The sequence below is a fragment of the Neoaquamicrobium sediminum genome (assembly GCF_013240295.1).
In the GTDB taxonomy this organism is placed as follows: Bacteria; Pseudomonadota; Alphaproteobacteria; order Rhizobiales; family Rhizobiaceae; genus Aerobium; species Aerobium sediminum.
On record NZ_JABETK010000001.1, the window covers coordinates 1,887,051 to 1,900,232 of the forward strand.

Consider the following 13,182-nt stretch of genomic DNA (forward strand, 5'->3'; position numbering starts at 1 on the left):
CTTGCGCGGGTCGATTCGTAAAACCGCGCCGGCGTCCGAGGTGGAACGCCGACGCGGATAACTGGCCAGGACCGGCGGGAAGCCGGAACCGGGATACGCTACTGGTTCAGTACTGCCTGATCGGGATCCGGCGGGAACGCAGGGTCGGTCTTGACGCCGCGCAGCAGGTCGAGCGCGTAGCCAAGCTGTATGTCGTCCTTGGGATCCGGCGGGACATAAGCGACCGAGCCCGAGCCGGTCTCGTCCTCCTCAGTACCCTTGATGTGGCCCTTCAGGTCCGACTCGCCGCGCGAGACGTCGCGTCCCTGAAGCTCTTCCGGCAGCGGCTGCTCGACCTTGATGTCGGGCGTGATGCCCTTGCCCTGGATCGACGTTCCGGCCGGCGTGTAATAGAGCGCCGTGGTGAGCCGCAACAACGCGCCGTTTTCCGCCAGCGGGATGATGGTCTGCACCGATCCCTTGCCGAAGGACTGCGTGCCCAGGACGGTGGCGCGACGGTGGTCCTGCAAGGCGCCGGCCACGATTTCCGAGGCGCTGGCCGAGCCGCCATTGATGAGAATCACCAGCGGCTTGCCGTCGATCTCGTCACCAGGGCGCGAATCGAAGCGGGTGATGTTCTTCGGGTCGCGGCCGCGCGTCGATACGATCTCGCCACGATCCAGGAAGGTATCGGTCACGCTGACGGCCTGGTCGAGCAGACCGCCCGGGTTGAGGCGAAGGTCGAGCACATAGCCGCGCAGATCTTCCGCCGGCACCTGGCTCTTGATGTCCTCGATCGCCGCCTGAAGGTCGTCGAAGGTCTTTTCCGTAAAGGAATTGATCTTCAGATAGCCGACATTCTCCTCGACGCGATGGCGTACCGCGCGCACCTTGATGATGTCGCGCACGATGCTGAGCTTGATCGGCTCCGTTGCGCCCTCGCGCAGGATCGTCAGCTCGATCGCGGTGTCGACGGCGCCACGCATCTTGTCGACGGCATCGCTGAGCGACATGCCGCGGACTTCCGTGCCGTCGATCTCCGAGATGAGGTCGCCTGCCAGCACGCCCGCGCGTTCCGCCGGGGTGCCTTCGATCGGCGCGATCACCTTGACCAGCTCGCTTTCCATCGTGACTTCGATGCCGAGCCCGCCGAATTCTCCGCGCGTCTGCACGCGCATGTCCTGCGCCGCTTCCGGGTTGAGATAGGAGGAATGCGGATCGAGCGAGGTCAGCATGCCGTTGATGGCGCTTTCGACCAGCTTCTTTTCTTCCGGCGGCGTGACGTATTGCGCCCGCACACGCTCGAAGATGTCGCCGAAGATCGCCAACTGGCGATAGGTTTCCGACCCGGCCGCATTCGCCGTCGTTCCGCCGGCGCCGTAGACTACGCTCATGGCGGACGCGCCCATCAGTGCGCCGGCAAGCAGAAGCGACAACTTACGTATCATTTCCTGTCCTTCCAGAATCGCGCTCCGCCCACCATGGGGCCGGATCGACGGGTTTTCCTTCCTTGCGGAACTCTACGTAGAGTTCCGGGCCGGCGCTTGCCTCGGCGAAGGCGACGGCGCTCACCACTCTTGTCTCGCCCATGAGGCCGACCGGCTCTCCGGCGAGGACGGATTGGCCCGGTGAAACGCTAATTCTGCCCATGCCCGCCAGAACGATATGATAGCCGTCTCCCGCATTGAGGATCAAGAGTTGGCCGTAAGAGCGGAACGGACCGGCATAGAGCACCGAACCGTTGACCGGTGCGGTCACGATTGCGGCTGAATGTGTCGCAACCATGTCCCCCTGCAATGTTGAGCCGCTATCGTCGCTTTCGCCGAATCGTTTCGCGACGCGGCCGGCGACCGGCAGGACCACACGTCCCTGCATCTGCGAAAATGGCTCGGTACTGGCCTCAAAAGCCTGGCGTGCGCCGGTTCCGTTCGGCGTATCGGTCGATTCTTCGCCCAGGAGGCCATGCGGTTCTCTTCGGCCGCCTGTCGTGCGGCGATCTCGATCTCGCCTTCAAGGGCGTCGATCAGTTCGCGCAGAGAGCTGGCCTGTCCCGCCAGCTCTTCGGCGCGCTTCTTTTCCGCGGCCAGCATTTCCTCCGATGTCGCCTGCAGCCGCTGCTTCTCCTCAAGAAGAAGTGATAGCCGTCGCTGCTCGGAGGCCTGCTCCTCTATCGTTGCCAGCAGGCGCGCCTGCTCGCTCTTGATGGTCGCGACAATGCGTGAAAGCTCCCTGAGGTCGCCGATCAGCACCTCGGTCTCGCCGCGCAGCTCAGGCACCACGGCAGCCAGCAGGATGGAACTGCGCACCGAGGCGAGCGCGTCTTCCGGGCGCACCAGGATCGCAGGCGGCGGGTTCAGCCCCATGCGTTGCAGGGCACCCAGAACCTCGGCGAGCACGCCACGCCGCTCGGCAAGCGATTCACGCAAGCCGTTTTCCTGAAGCTGAAGCGTTTCCAGGCGCGCGGCGATGTCGGCAACGTCTTGGCTGAGCTTGCGCTCGGTCTTGGCGGCCTGCACGAGCGCGGCCGAAAGGGACGCGTTGTCCTTGCGTATGGATGCGATCTCGGCTGCGATCTCCGCTGCGCGTTCCTCAGACAGCGTCAATGCCTGCGATATGCGCTCGTGTTCGAGCACGCTCGCTGCGCGGCGGGTCTCCAGTTCGGCTGAATCCTGCGCACGCGCGGCTCCTGCCGCTGCGAAGAAGAGCGTCAGCGCCGTTGCAAGGAGAAGCTGTGTGGTCCTGCCCGTCATGTCTCGCATGTCGATCAAAGTTCGAAGGCTAGCGGGGCTTCGTTAACGAACCATCAACCATGTAATGGCGGACGGCTATCCACCGACGCCGTTCAGCTTCGGTGATAGGGATGACCCGCAAGGATCGTCGCCACCCGGTAGAGCTGTTCGGCCAGCATGACCCGGACGAGCTGATGCGGCCAGGTCTGCGCGCCGAACGAGATGACCATGTCGGCAGCAGCGCGCGAGGCGGCATCGTGGCCGTCAGGTCCGCCGATTGCGAACACCGCCTGCCGCCTGCCGTCATCCCGTATTCGCGCGATGCGCTGGGCCAGATCCTCCGAGGTGGGGTTCTTGCCGCGTTCGTCGAGCAGAAACAAAGCTGCGTCGCCGCGATAGGTCTCGAGCAAGGCGGCTTCCTCGCGCCGCCGCTCGTCCACACTTCTGGCGCGGCTCTCGGCAATTTCCGAGATGCCCGAAAACTCCAGTCCGATCGCCGGACCTGCCTTGGCGAAACGCCCGAAATAGCGGTCGACCAACTCCCTCTCGGGGCCGGCTTTCATTCGACCCACGGCGTGAACGCCTATACGCATGCCTGCCTTCCCGCAGGCCCCGCCCTAAGCGGACAGGGACGGCTAGTGGAGCGTCTCATCCTCCAAGTCGGGAGCCTGCCACATCTTTTCGATGTTGTAGAATTCCCGGACCTCCGGACGGAAGACGTGGACGATAACGTCGCCCGAATCGATCAGGACCCAATCTGCATTGGCGAGGCCTTCGACGCGGGGGAGGCCGAGACCGGCATCCTTCAGCGCCTTGATCAGGTGATCGGCCACCGCCGAAACGTGGCGGTTGGATCGTCCCGACGCGACGACCATGTAGTCGCCGAGGCTGGACTTGCCCTGTATGTCGATTGAGATGATGTTTTCGGCCTTTGAGTCGTCCAGACTGGCAAGGACCGTTTCGAGGGCGCGGGAGGCATCGGCGTTGCCGCTGATCCCGGCCGGCGAAGGCTTGATTTCCGCCTTCTTCCGCAGTGCTGTTCTCAGTGTCTTTCCTTTCCGACAAGAACAAGCTCGCCGCATGCATTCGTGCACCCGGCACCCCTTAGATAGGCAGAGTCGAACAACAGTTTCAAGACATCGGGCGATTCGGGGCTTCGGTATCCTGTGCGACTGTGTCTTCGGTGTCGAAACCGAGTTCGACAGGCAGGGGAACCTGCGCCGTCATCGGCGCGAAACTTCCGGTCTCGTCGGCCGGTACCGCGGGATTTCGCGCGATACGGACGACCACGAACACGCTGAAGGCAGCACCTATGACGATGGCGATGGCCATGAAGGCGGCCGTACCGAAGACGGCGGTCAGGGCGGTACCCACCGCCGGCACGATGAAGCCAGAAACCGACCACGCAAACAGCATGGTGCTCGAGAGCGCGACGAGATCGTCCTTGGTGGCGCGGTCGTTGGCGTGGGCTGACGAAAGCGAGTAGATCGATTCCGACGCGCCGCTCCAGACCATGTAGATGACGATCATGAGCGGCAGCGCGCTGCCGTCGAAAATGCCGGCCGCGATGCCGGCCACGACAACCAGCAGCGAAGCCGCGACCAGCACATAGCGCCGGTCGATGCGGTCGGACACCCAGCCGAAGGGAAGCTGGAATATCAGCGTTCCGAGCGGCATGGCAAACATCAGCGTTGCAACCTGGCTCTGGCTGAATCCGCTGGCCGTGGCGTGGATCGGCGCGAAACCGGCAATCATCATCGAAAGCCCGCCGACGGCCAGCATGCCGGCGACGCCGACCGGCGAGATTGCCCAGGCGCGTGCGAAAGCGACGGAGGCGCGCTCCGGCGGCGGGGGCGGCGGCAATCGCGTCAGGCCCACGGGCAGGATCGACAGCGCGGTGAAGGCGATGCCTATCAGCGGTATCGATGCGCCGGAAATGTCCAGCAGTCCCATGAGCCACGAGCCGACGCCGAGCCCGACGATGTAGCTGACATAGAATATCGCCATCACACGGCCACGAACGCTGTTGGCCACGGCGTCGTTCAGCCAACTCTGGCCGACGATGAACATGCCGCAGATCGCGAAGCCGTAGAGCGCCCGCGCCGCGATCCAGAGGACAGGATGGACGCCGGCGCCGATCGAGGCGTTGGACAGCACGATCAGCGCCGAGAAGATCATGAAGGCGCGCGCATGGCCGACGCGGCGGACGAGCAGGCCGGTCAGCAGGCAGCCGGCGATGCCTCCGGCCGAAAGACCGGTGAGGATCAGGCCAGCCCAGGTGGGATCGAAGCCAGAAAGGCCGAGACGCACCGGAATGTAGGCGAACATCAGCCCGTTGCCGACGGCCGCGCAGGCCATGGACACGATGACGCTCGCCACGGCGACGAGCGTCGCGGAGCGGGGAGATTCGGTGCTGGTTGCGACTGCATCGACCATGCGGCGAAACCTGCACCCGCTTGCGGGCGCTGCGCCGCAGTAAATGCGACACAAAAGGTCTGGTCCGAGACTTCGCCGGTTCTGGATCAGCCCTTTCGGGCGGCGCGGATCGCAGTCGATGACAACAGGGAGCGCGGACCGTGGATGAACGTCCATGCAGGCGGGCGCATGCGTGCCAGCGTCCCGGCCAGCCGCTCCGGTACGCGCGCATGGTCGAAGGTCTTGGCCATCACCGACGACATGAAGGACAGCGTCGAACCGGGGCGGTCGATCACCGCGATCGGCATCGTCAGTGCGATTTCACGCCAGCGCTGCCAGCGGTGGAAATCGGCGAGGTTGTCGGCGCCCATGATCCAGACGAAATCGACCCCGGATTGCGCGCCCGTACCAGCGCCAGCGTGTCGGCGGTGTAGCGCACGCTATAGGCGGCCTCGAACGCCGTGACCTTGATGCGCGGGTCGGTGGCGATCGCCTCCGACAGCGCTATACGCTCGGCGAGCGGTGCGATCTCGCGGCCCGCCTTCAGCGGGTTGCCGGGTGTCACGATCCACCAGAGCTGATCGAGGCGCAGGCTTCGCAGCGCAATCTCGGCGACAAGCGAATGGCCGGCATGAGGCGGATTGAATGACCCGCCGAACAGCCCCACCTGCATGCGCTTCTCGACATGAGGCATGCGCAGGTGGTGGGGAGAAACGCCGTCCAGCAATTACGGCCTGACCTGACCGTTGCCGCGCACGCGGTATTTGAAAGAGGTGAGTTGCTCGACGCCCACGGGCCCCCGCGCGTGCATTCTGCCCGTGGCGATGCCGATCTCCGCGCCCATTCCGAATTCGCCGCCATCGGCGAACTGAGTGGACGCGTTGTGCAGCAGGATCGCCGAATCGATCTCGTTGAAGAAGCGCTCGACGGTGGCGGCATCCTCCGCGACGATCGCCTCGGTATGATGCGACGAATATGTGTCGATATGATCGATCGCACCGGCTACGCCATCGACCAGCTTTACCGAAATGATCGCATCCAGATATTCGGTCGACCAATCTGCTTCGGCCGCGGGCACGGCCGCGGAAAATGCCGCGCGGACTTCGTCCGTCGCCCTGACCTCGCAACCCGCATCGGCAAGCGCCTGCAGGATCGGCACAAGGTGCGTCTGGGCGACGGCGCGGTCGACCAGCAACGTCTCGGCGGCGCCGCAGATGCCGGTGCGCCGCATCTTGGCGTTGACTGCGAGCGGCACGGCCATGTCGAGCTTGGCCGAGCGGTCGATATAGAGGTGGCAGATGCCTTCGAGATGCGCGAAGACGGGCACGCGGGCCTCGTTCTGCACGCGCTCCACGAGGCTGCGACCGCCGCGCGGCACGATCACGTCGACATTGCCGCCCAATCCCTTGAGCATCTCGCCGACGGCCGCGCGGTCCGTGGTCGGCACGAGCTGAATGGCATCCGCCGGCAGGCCCGCGGCCTTGAGGCCCTCGACCAGGCAGGCGTGGATCGCGGAGGACGAGTTGATCGAGTCCGAGCCGCCGCGCAGGATGACGGCATTGCCGGCCATCAGGCACAGCGCGCCGGCATCGGCCGTCACGTTCGGCCGGCTTTCATAGATCACGCCGATGACGCCGAGCGGCGTCCTGACGCGCTCGATGTGGAGGCCGTTGGGCCGGTCCCATTCGGCGATCACGTCGCCAACCGGGTCGCGTAGCTCCGCAATGGTGCGGATGCCATCCGAAAGGGCGCGGATGCGGTCGGGCGTCAATTTCAGTCGGTCCATCATCGCAGGCGAAAGCCCAGCTTCCTCACCATTGGCGAGGTCGATGGCGTTGGCTTGCAGGATGGCATCCTCGCCGTGCCGGATCGCTTCGACCATGGCGACGAGTGCGGCATGCTTGCGCTCGGCGGTCGCCAGCGCAAGCGGTCGGGAGGCCGCGCGGGCCCTGCGCCCGATCTCCGCCATCAGGGCGGTGACGTCCTCGCTCTTTGCCTCAGGCACGTTCAGCATGGTCAACCTCCACTTCGGATGCCCGCGCCATGACCATGTCGTCGCGATGCACCATGGCGGAACGGGCCTCGTAACCCAGTACCGCCTCTATCTCGGCCGTCTTCAGGCCCGCGATCCTTACGGCATCCGGGGCATCATAGGCAACAAGGCCACGCGCGATCTCGTGTCCGGCGGGGTCGAGGATCGCCACGGTGTCGCCGCGTGCAAAGCTGCCGGAAACGAGCGTGACGCCCGCCGGCAGCAGCGATTTACCGGATTTCAGCGCCCTGACGGCGCCGGCATCGACGGTGACGCGGCCGGCCGGCTCGAGATTGCCGGCAATCCACGTCTTGTAGCCGCGCACCGGCACGGATGCGGCATCGAACCAGGTCGCCCGTTCGCCGGCGTCGATCGCCGCCAGAGGGTTGAGCCTGTCGCCGGCGGTAATCACCATAGTCGTACCGGCAATGGTCGCGATCTTGCCGGCATCGAGCTTGGTGCGCATGCCGCCGCGTGAGAACTCCGACGCAGCGGCACCGGCCATTGCCTCGATCTCCGGCGTGATGCGCTCGACGCGCGGGATGAAGCGCGCTGTCGGGTCGAGCGCGGGCGGGGCGGTGTAGAGCCCGTCGATGTCGGAAAGGAGCACGAGCAGGTCGGCGCCCATCATGGTCGCAACGCGGGCGGCGAGGCGATCATTGTCGCCGTAGCGGATCTCGCTGGTCGCGACCGTGTCGTTTTCGTTGATGACGGGCACTGCGCCCAGCTTGAGCAGCGTGGAGATGGTGGCGCGCGCATTGAGAGGTAGCGCCGCCGCTCCTCGGTGTCGCCGAGCGTGACAAGGACCTGTCCGGATTTCAGGTTCCTGCGGGCGAGTGCTTCCGCCCAGGCGCCTGCGAGCTCGATTTGGCCGACGGCCGCCGCCGCCTGGCTTTCCTCCAGCCGCAAGGTGCGCGACTGCAGGCCCAGCACGGTGCGCCCCAGTGCGATCGCGCCGGACGATACGACCAGCACCTCCGCTCCCGTGGCGGCCAGCGCACCGATGTCGTCGGCAAGCGAGGCCAGCCAATCGCGCTTCAACCCTTTTGCACGGTCTACCAGCAGCGCCGAGCCGATCTTGACGGTGATGCGGCGATAATCCTTGAGCGGGCGCATCGTTACCTGACCCAGCGTGTGTCTTCGACGGGCGCTTCTTCTGAGCGGGCGTCCTCGACGACGGCGATGAGCGCGCGCAGAGTGTCTTCCACGCCTTCGCGGGTGACGGCGGAGAGCAGGATCGGCGCGTGCCCGCAGGCGCGTTTCAAGGCAGCGACCTTCTTCTTGCGCGCGTCAGGGTCCAGCGTGTCGACCTGGCTGAGCGCGACGATCTCCGGCTTCTCCGCAAGGCCATGGCCGTAGGCCTCGAGCTCCGCACGCACGGTCTTGTAGACCTTGCCCGGATGCTCTTCCTGCGCAGAGACCAGATGAAGGAGAACGCGCGTGCGCTCGACATGGCCAAGAAAGCGGTCGCCGATGCCGATGCCCTCATGCGCGCCTTCGATGAGGCCCGGAATGTCGGCAATGACGAATTCGCGCGCGTCCACCCGCGCGACACCGAGGCCCGGATGCAGCGTTGTGAAGGGATAGTCGGCAATCTTCGGCTTGGCCGCCGTGACGGTCGCCAGGAAGGTCGACTTGCCGGCATTGGGCAGGCCGACCAGCCCGGCGTCCGCGATCAGCTTGAGGCGCAGCCAGATCGCGCGCTCCTCGCCGGGAAGGCCGGGGTTGGCCCGCCGTGGGGCCTGATTGGTCGAGGTCTTGAAATGCTGGTTGCCGAAGCCGCCATTGCCGCCCTTGGCGAGCAGGAAGCGCTGGCCGACCTCGGTCAGGTCGCAGATCAGCGTCTCGTTGTCCTCTTCGAAGATCTGCGTGCCGGCGGGCACCTTCAACGTCACATCCGTGCCCTTGGCGCCGGTGCGGTTGCGGCCCATGCCGTGGGTGCCGGTCTTGGCCTTGAAGTGCTGCTGGTAGCGATAGTCGATCAGCGTATTGAGGCCGTCGACGGCCTCGGCCCAGACATCGCCGCCACGCCCGCCGTCGCCGCCGTCCGGACCGCCGAACTCGATGAACTTCTCGCGCCGGAATGAGACCGAGCCGGCCCCGCCGTCGCCGGAGCGGATATAGACCTTCGCCTGATCGAGAAATTTCATCGGATTGACAGTCTGCTTCTTCTTCTGTTCTGGAACGGACCACTAGCGCATGTAATGCGCGGAATCACGCGCGAAAACCAGCAGCGGGGGTCGAAACGGCATGAAATGCGTCAGCTACAACATCCAGTTCGGCTTCGGCCAGGACGCCCGGTTCGATCTGGAGCGCATCATTGACGCCGTGCGCGGCGCCGATGTGATCTGCCTGCAGGAGGTGACGCGTAACAGCCCGATGAACGAAGGGCGCGACCTCGTCGCCGACATACGCAGCCTGCTGCCGGACTATTTTGCCGCCTACGGTCCCAATTTCGAGGCCGAGATCGCCAGCCACGTCAAGGATGGCAAGGCTGTCGACGTGCGGCTCCAGTTCGGCAACATGATCCTGTCCAAGACGCCGATCCTCCTGTCGCGCAACCTGCTGCTGCCGCGCACCCGCAGCTACGACAAGGTCAATCTCCAGCGTGGCGCGCTCGAGGCCATGATCGATACGCCGTTCGGCCCGGTGCGGTTCTATTCGCTGCATCTCGACCATCGCGGCGCCGATGAGCGTGCTGCGCAGCTTCGATTTCTGATGGAGCGCATGCTGTCCTACCCGCTGGAAGGTGGGGCGATCAGCGGCATCTCGGAGATGGGCTTCCCCGAACCGCCGACGCCCGAGGCCTATGTGCTGATGGGCGATTTCAACATGCTCGAAGGCTCGCCCGAATATCATATCGTTGCCGGCATGCCCGACCACGAATTTGGCACGCCACTGGTTGCGCGTTATGCCGTCGATGCCGCGCTGTGCGGGGGTGGAGACAGGCAACCGACCTGCGTCAATCTTGAAGACCCGGCTGACACAAGCATGCACAAGCGCATCGACTACTGCTTCGTGCATCCGCTGCTGGCGTCGAAGGTGAGGTCCTGCCGGGTCGACACGGAAGCGGTCGGGTCCGACCATCGTCCGGTCTGGGTGGAGCTGGGTTAGCGCATCGTCTGCGGCAGCCAGGTGGCGAGCTGCGGAAAGAAGACCAGCAGGACCACGACTGCGAGCGAGGCGGCCACGAAAGGCCAGACGCCGGCGAAGATGCGGCTTGCCGGCACGCCGGTGGCACGCTCGAGCACGAAGACGTTGAGCCCGATCGGTGGCGTGAGCATGGCGATCTCCATCAGGATCGTCAGATAGATGCCGGTCCAGATCGGGTCGTAGCCGAGTGCGATGGTAATGGGCAGCACGAGCGGCAGCGTTAGGATCAGCATGCCGAACGTGTCCATGATCGCGCCGAGCAGCAGGTAGACAAGCGCCAGCGCCAGAAGGATCACCTGCGGCGACGCGTCCAGGTCGGACACGAGGCCGACCACGGCATCCGTCAGCCGGGTCTGGACGAGAAAGCGCGACAGGATGATGCCGCCGGTAAGGATCAGGAAGATCGCAGCCGAGGTGCGGATCGTTTCCTTCAACGCATCGCGCATCATCGTCAGGCCGAGGCGGCGGCTGACAAGCGCGATGACGAGGACGCTCAGAACGCCCACGCCCGAGGCTTCGGTGGGCGTGAAGACGCCGGCATAGATGCCGCCGATGACGATAACGAAAATCACGACCACCGAAACCAGCCCCACCGCATGAGCCGAAAGAGGTCGATCGGCGACGGCGGGTTCTGCCCGGGTTGCGGCGGCGTATTGGCGGCGCTGCAGCATCACGGTCGCGACGAAGGCGAGCATAAGCACAAGGCCCGGCACGATGCCGGCGATAAAGAGCGAACCGATCGAGGTCTCGCTCCAGACGCCGTAGATGACCAGCGGCACGCTGGGCGGGATGATGATGGCAAGCGTGGCGGCACTTGCCACCGTTGCCGTCGAAAGCTTGTCGCTATAGCCACGCTTGATCATCTGCGGCACGGCGATGTTGCCCATCGTCGCCACCGCGGCGACGCTGGAGCCGGTAACGGCGCCGAAGCCGGCGGAGGCAAGCACGGTCGACACGCCGAGCCCGCCGGGCAGGCGCCGCAAGGCGCGCTGGGCCAGCGAGAAGATGTCCTCGGCCAGCCCGGCGTGGAAGATGAGCTGTCCCATCAGGATGAAGAGCGGCACGGCGATGAACAGGAAGTTGGTACCGTTGTCCCACAGTGCCAGGCCGACCTGGGTGAGGGCCTGGGAGGGGCCGGAAAGCAACGCGTAGCCGATGGTGCCGGCGCCGAGCAGGGCGTAGCCGACCGGCAGACCCAACAGGACGACGACGAGCATGGCGGCAAGCACGACGATGCCGAGCGTCAACGGGTCCATCAGCGGTTCTCTTTCAGCGCGCGGACCGCGCGGACGAACTCGGCCAGCGCCGAAAGGGCGGCTGCCAGCGTGACGAAGGCGGCGAACGGCCAGAAGCTAATGGCGATCATCTCGGCACGGTCGCCATAGCGATACATGTCGAGAGCCATCAGCAGCACCGCATAGGCAATGGCAACGGCGACCATCCCCGTCAGAAGGTGGCGCAGCGCAACCCAGAGCTGGCCGGCCCGATTGCGAAACAGCCGGTCGAGCAGGCCGACGCGGATGTGCTGGTCGGCGAGGCTGACGCCCGGCAGGGCGCCGACGACGACAAGCAGCAGCAACAGCTCCTTGACGTCGTTGCCCCACCGCAGAGGCAGGTTCAGCACGTAGCGCAGCACCACATCGGCTCCCACCAGCAAGGCCAGTCCGGGCAGAAGCAGATAGGCGACCCAGCCTTCCAGGAAGTTGACGATGCGCTGCATTTACTGGGCCGCGGGCAGCAGCCCTTCGACGGGCGTGTTGACGGTCATCTCGAAGATTTCCTCAGCGCTCTTGTCACCATATTCCGCGCCGAGGCGACGGATGTCCTCGACCAGTTCGCGTGCCGGCAGACCCTCAGCCTCGCGCGCTTCGATCCAGGTGTCGAGAACCGGCTGCAGAGCATCCTGCCAGGTCTTCTTCTCCTCGTCGGAAAGCTCGATCAGCTCGACGCCGTTGTCGGCATAGGTCTTGAGTGCCTGTTCGCGGAACTCGACGCCGAGGCGCTGGCTCACCGCATGGGCGATACTCTGCTGGAACTGGCCGAAGACCGGCTTCAACGCATCGGGCAGGCCGGCATAGGCGTCACGGTTGATGCAGGTGTCGATGTGCTGGGCGGTGAGGCCGAGGCTGGTATGGTATTTCGCCAGTTCGTAGATCTTGAACGGCACGAAACCCGGATCGACCCAGATCACCGCGTCGGCGATGCCCTGCTGGAAAGCCGTGTAGATTTCCGGGAAGGGAATGTTCAGCGTGGTGATGCCGAGCGCCTCGGCGGCCTCCGGCGGGAAGCCCTGGGCGATGACGCGCAGGCCCTTCATGTCTTCCGGCGTGCGGATCGGCTTGTTGCTCATGATGTCGGAGACGCCGGCGATCACGGTGTATCCGTAGAGCACGCCGCGGCCTTCCCATTCCGACACGAAATATTTCGGCGCCAGCTCCTGGATGATGCGGGTGGCCGCCACCGGGTTGGACGGCGTCACGAAGGGCATCTCGATCGCCTTGTGCAGCGGGAAGCCGCTGCCCTCATAGGAGGTGTAGCAGGCCGCATAGTCGCTGACCCCGTTGCGCACGGCGCGCCAGCCGTCCGCAGCGGCATGCAGGGTTCCGCCGTGATATTCCTCGATCGTCAGCTTGCCGTCGGTCGCCTCGTTCAGCCACTTGAAGCCCTTGGTCCAGACTTCCGGCACCAGCGATGCGGCCGGGTTCGGCGAGGAGAATTTCATCGTCACCGGATCGCCGTCATAGGCGATTTCCGGCTCGGCGGCCGGCACCTCGTGCGCCAGCCATTCGGCGACGGTGAACGCATGGGCGGGCGCGGCCGACAACGCCAGCGCGAGGGACAATACGAAACGACGCATGGGGAACTCTCCTGTAA

Annotated in this window: 12 protein-coding genes and 2 pseudogenes; 1 reads left to right on the forward strand and 13 read right to left on the reverse strand. The window is 65.2% G+C overall.

Annotated features, from left to right (window positions below; translation table 11 throughout):
• Nucleotides 1–98: 98 nt before the first annotated feature.
• The 10 genes and pseudogenes from HK436_RS09170 to obgE form a co-directional block, all read right to left on the reverse strand.
• Nucleotides 99–1,427 carry a S41 family peptidase gene (locus HK436_RS09170; protein ID WP_173189032.1) on the reverse strand — a complete coding sequence of 443 codons (1,329 nt, stop codon included), beginning with the start codon at nucleotides 1,425–1,427 and terminating at the stop codon, nucleotides 99–101.
• A complete protein-coding gene (locus tag HK436_RS32960; RefSeq protein WP_312860530.1) occupies nucleotides 1,417–1,764 on the reverse strand; it encodes a murein hydrolase activator EnvC family protein in 348 nt (115 codons plus the stop codon). Before HK436_RS32960 ends, HK436_RS09170 begins: the two co-directional genes overlap by 11 nt.
• The gene (locus HK436_RS09175; protein ID WP_312860531.1) at nucleotides 1,734–2,729 is read right to left on the reverse strand and encodes a murein hydrolase activator EnvC family protein; all 996 of its coding nucleotides are present in this window, start codon (nucleotides 2,727–2,729) and stop codon (nucleotides 1,734–1,736) included. Before HK436_RS09175 ends, HK436_RS32960 begins: the two co-directional genes overlap by 31 nt.
• 92 nt (nucleotides 2,730–2,821) lie before the next feature.
• On the reverse strand, nucleotides 2,822–3,301 hold the full coding sequence (gene rlmH, locus HK436_RS09180; protein WP_173189034.1) for a 23S rRNA (pseudouridine(1915)-N(3))-methyltransferase RlmH: 480 nt from the start codon (nucleotides 3,299–3,301) through the stop codon (nucleotides 2,822–2,824).
• A 42-nt stretch (nucleotides 3,302–3,343) separates the two neighbouring features.
• The gene (gene rsfS / locus HK436_RS09185; RefSeq protein ID WP_173189035.1) at nucleotides 3,344–3,790 is read right to left on the reverse strand and encodes a ribosome silencing factor; all 447 of its coding nucleotides are present in this window, start codon (nucleotides 3,788–3,790) and stop codon (nucleotides 3,344–3,346) included.
• 49 nt (nucleotides 3,791–3,839) lie between these two features.
• Nucleotides 3,840–5,144 carry an MFS transporter gene (locus tag HK436_RS09190; protein WP_173189037.1) on the reverse strand — a complete coding sequence of 435 codons (1,305 nt, stop codon included), beginning with the start codon at nucleotides 5,142–5,144 and terminating at the stop codon, nucleotides 3,840–3,842.
• A gap of 86 nt (nucleotides 5,145–5,230) precedes the next feature.
• Nucleotides 5,231–5,817, reverse strand: a pseudogene (locus HK436_RS09195) (nicotinate-nucleotide adenylyltransferase).
• A 33-nt stretch (nucleotides 5,818–5,850) separates the two neighbouring features.
• Nucleotides 5,851–7,137 (reverse strand): glutamate-5-semialdehyde dehydrogenase, encoded by a 1,287-nt coding sequence (locus HK436_RS09200; RefSeq protein WP_173189039.1) that lies wholly within the window; start codon nucleotides 7,135–7,137, stop codon nucleotides 5,851–5,853.
• Nucleotides 7,121–8,271, reverse strand: a pseudogene (gene proB, locus HK436_RS09205) (glutamate 5-kinase). The gene HK436_RS09200 and the pseudogene proB overlap by 17 nt, the downstream one beginning before the upstream one ends.
• A gap of 2 nt (nucleotides 8,272–8,273) precedes the next feature.
• On the reverse strand, nucleotides 8,274–9,305 hold the full coding sequence (gene obgE, locus HK436_RS09210) for a GTPase ObgE (protein WP_173189041.1): 1,032 nt from the start codon (nucleotides 9,303–9,305) through the stop codon (nucleotides 8,274–8,276).
• Between the two features lie 100 nt (nucleotides 9,306–9,405).
• Here obgE and HK436_RS09215 point away from each other — a divergent pair, with 100 nt between their 5' ends.
• Complete coding sequence (locus tag HK436_RS09215) at nucleotides 9,406–10,269, forward strand: endonuclease/exonuclease/phosphatase family protein (protein WP_173189043.1); 864 nt, start codon at nucleotides 9,406–9,408, stop codon at nucleotides 10,267–10,269.
• Here HK436_RS09215 and HK436_RS09220 read toward each other — a convergent pair.
• From HK436_RS09220 to HK436_RS09230, 3 genes are read right to left on the reverse strand one after another with little or no spacing between them, the layout of a single operon-like run.
• Nucleotides 10,266–11,564: a TRAP transporter large permease gene (locus tag HK436_RS09220; protein WP_173189045.1), complete on the reverse strand. Its 1,299-nt coding sequence runs from the start codon at nucleotides 11,562–11,564 to the stop codon at nucleotides 10,266–10,268. The two genes, HK436_RS09215 and HK436_RS09220, sit on opposite strands and share 4 nt — an antisense overlap.
• Nucleotides 11,564–12,028, reverse strand: coding sequence for a TRAP transporter small permease (locus HK436_RS09225; protein ID WP_173189047.1), 465 nt, complete (start codon nucleotides 12,026–12,028; stop codon nucleotides 11,564–11,566). The genes HK436_RS09220 and HK436_RS09225 overlap by 1 nt, the downstream gene beginning before the upstream one ends.
• Nucleotides 12,029–13,165 (reverse strand): TRAP transporter substrate-binding protein, encoded by a 1,137-nt coding sequence (locus HK436_RS09230; protein WP_173189049.1) that lies wholly within the window; start codon nucleotides 13,163–13,165, stop codon nucleotides 12,029–12,031.
• Nucleotides 13,166–13,182 lie beyond the last annotated feature (17 nt).

Coding starts and splice junctions, on each gene's coding strand:
- HK436_RS09170 (WP_173189032.1), bottom strand. CDS start 1,427: ATGATACGTAAGTTGTCGCTTCTGCTTGCCGGCGCACTGATGGGCGCG.
- HK436_RS32960 (WP_312860530.1), bottom strand. CDS start 1,764: ATGGTTGCGACACATTCAGCCGCAATCGTGACCGCACCGGTCAACGGT.
- HK436_RS09175 (WP_312860531.1), bottom strand. CDS start 2,729: ATGACGGGCAGGACCACACAGCTTCTCCTTGCAACGGCGCTGACGCTC.
- rlmH (WP_173189034.1), bottom strand. CDS start 3,301: ATGCGTATAGGCGTTCACGCCGTGGGTCGAATGAAAGCCGGCCCCGAG.
- rsfS (WP_173189035.1), bottom strand. CDS start 3,790: ATGCGGCGAGCTTGTTCTTGTCGGAAAGGAAAGACACTGAGAACAGCA.
- HK436_RS09190 (WP_173189037.1), bottom strand. CDS start 5,144: ATGGTCGATGCAGTCGCAACCAGCACCGAATCTCCCCGCTCCGCGACG.
- HK436_RS09200 (WP_173189039.1), bottom strand. CDS start 7,137: ATGCTGAACGTGCCTGAGGCAAAGAGCGAGGACGTCACCGCCCTGATG.
- obgE (WP_173189041.1), bottom strand. CDS start 9,305: ATGAAATTTCTCGATCAGGCGAAGGTCTATATCCGCTCCGGCGACGGC.
- HK436_RS09215 (WP_173189043.1), top strand. CDS start 9,406: ATGAAATGCGTCAGCTACAACATCCAGTTCGGCTTCGGCCAGGACGCC.
- HK436_RS09220 (WP_173189045.1), bottom strand. CDS start 11,564: ATGGACCCGTTGACGCTCGGCATCGTCGTGCTTGCCGCCATGCTCGTC.
- HK436_RS09225 (WP_173189047.1), bottom strand. CDS start 12,028: ATGCAGCGCATCGTCAACTTCCTGGAAGGCTGGGTCGCCTATCTGCTT.
- HK436_RS09230 (WP_173189049.1), bottom strand. CDS start 13,165: ATGCGTCGTTTCGTATTGTCCCTCGCGCTGGCGTTGTCGGCCGCGCCC.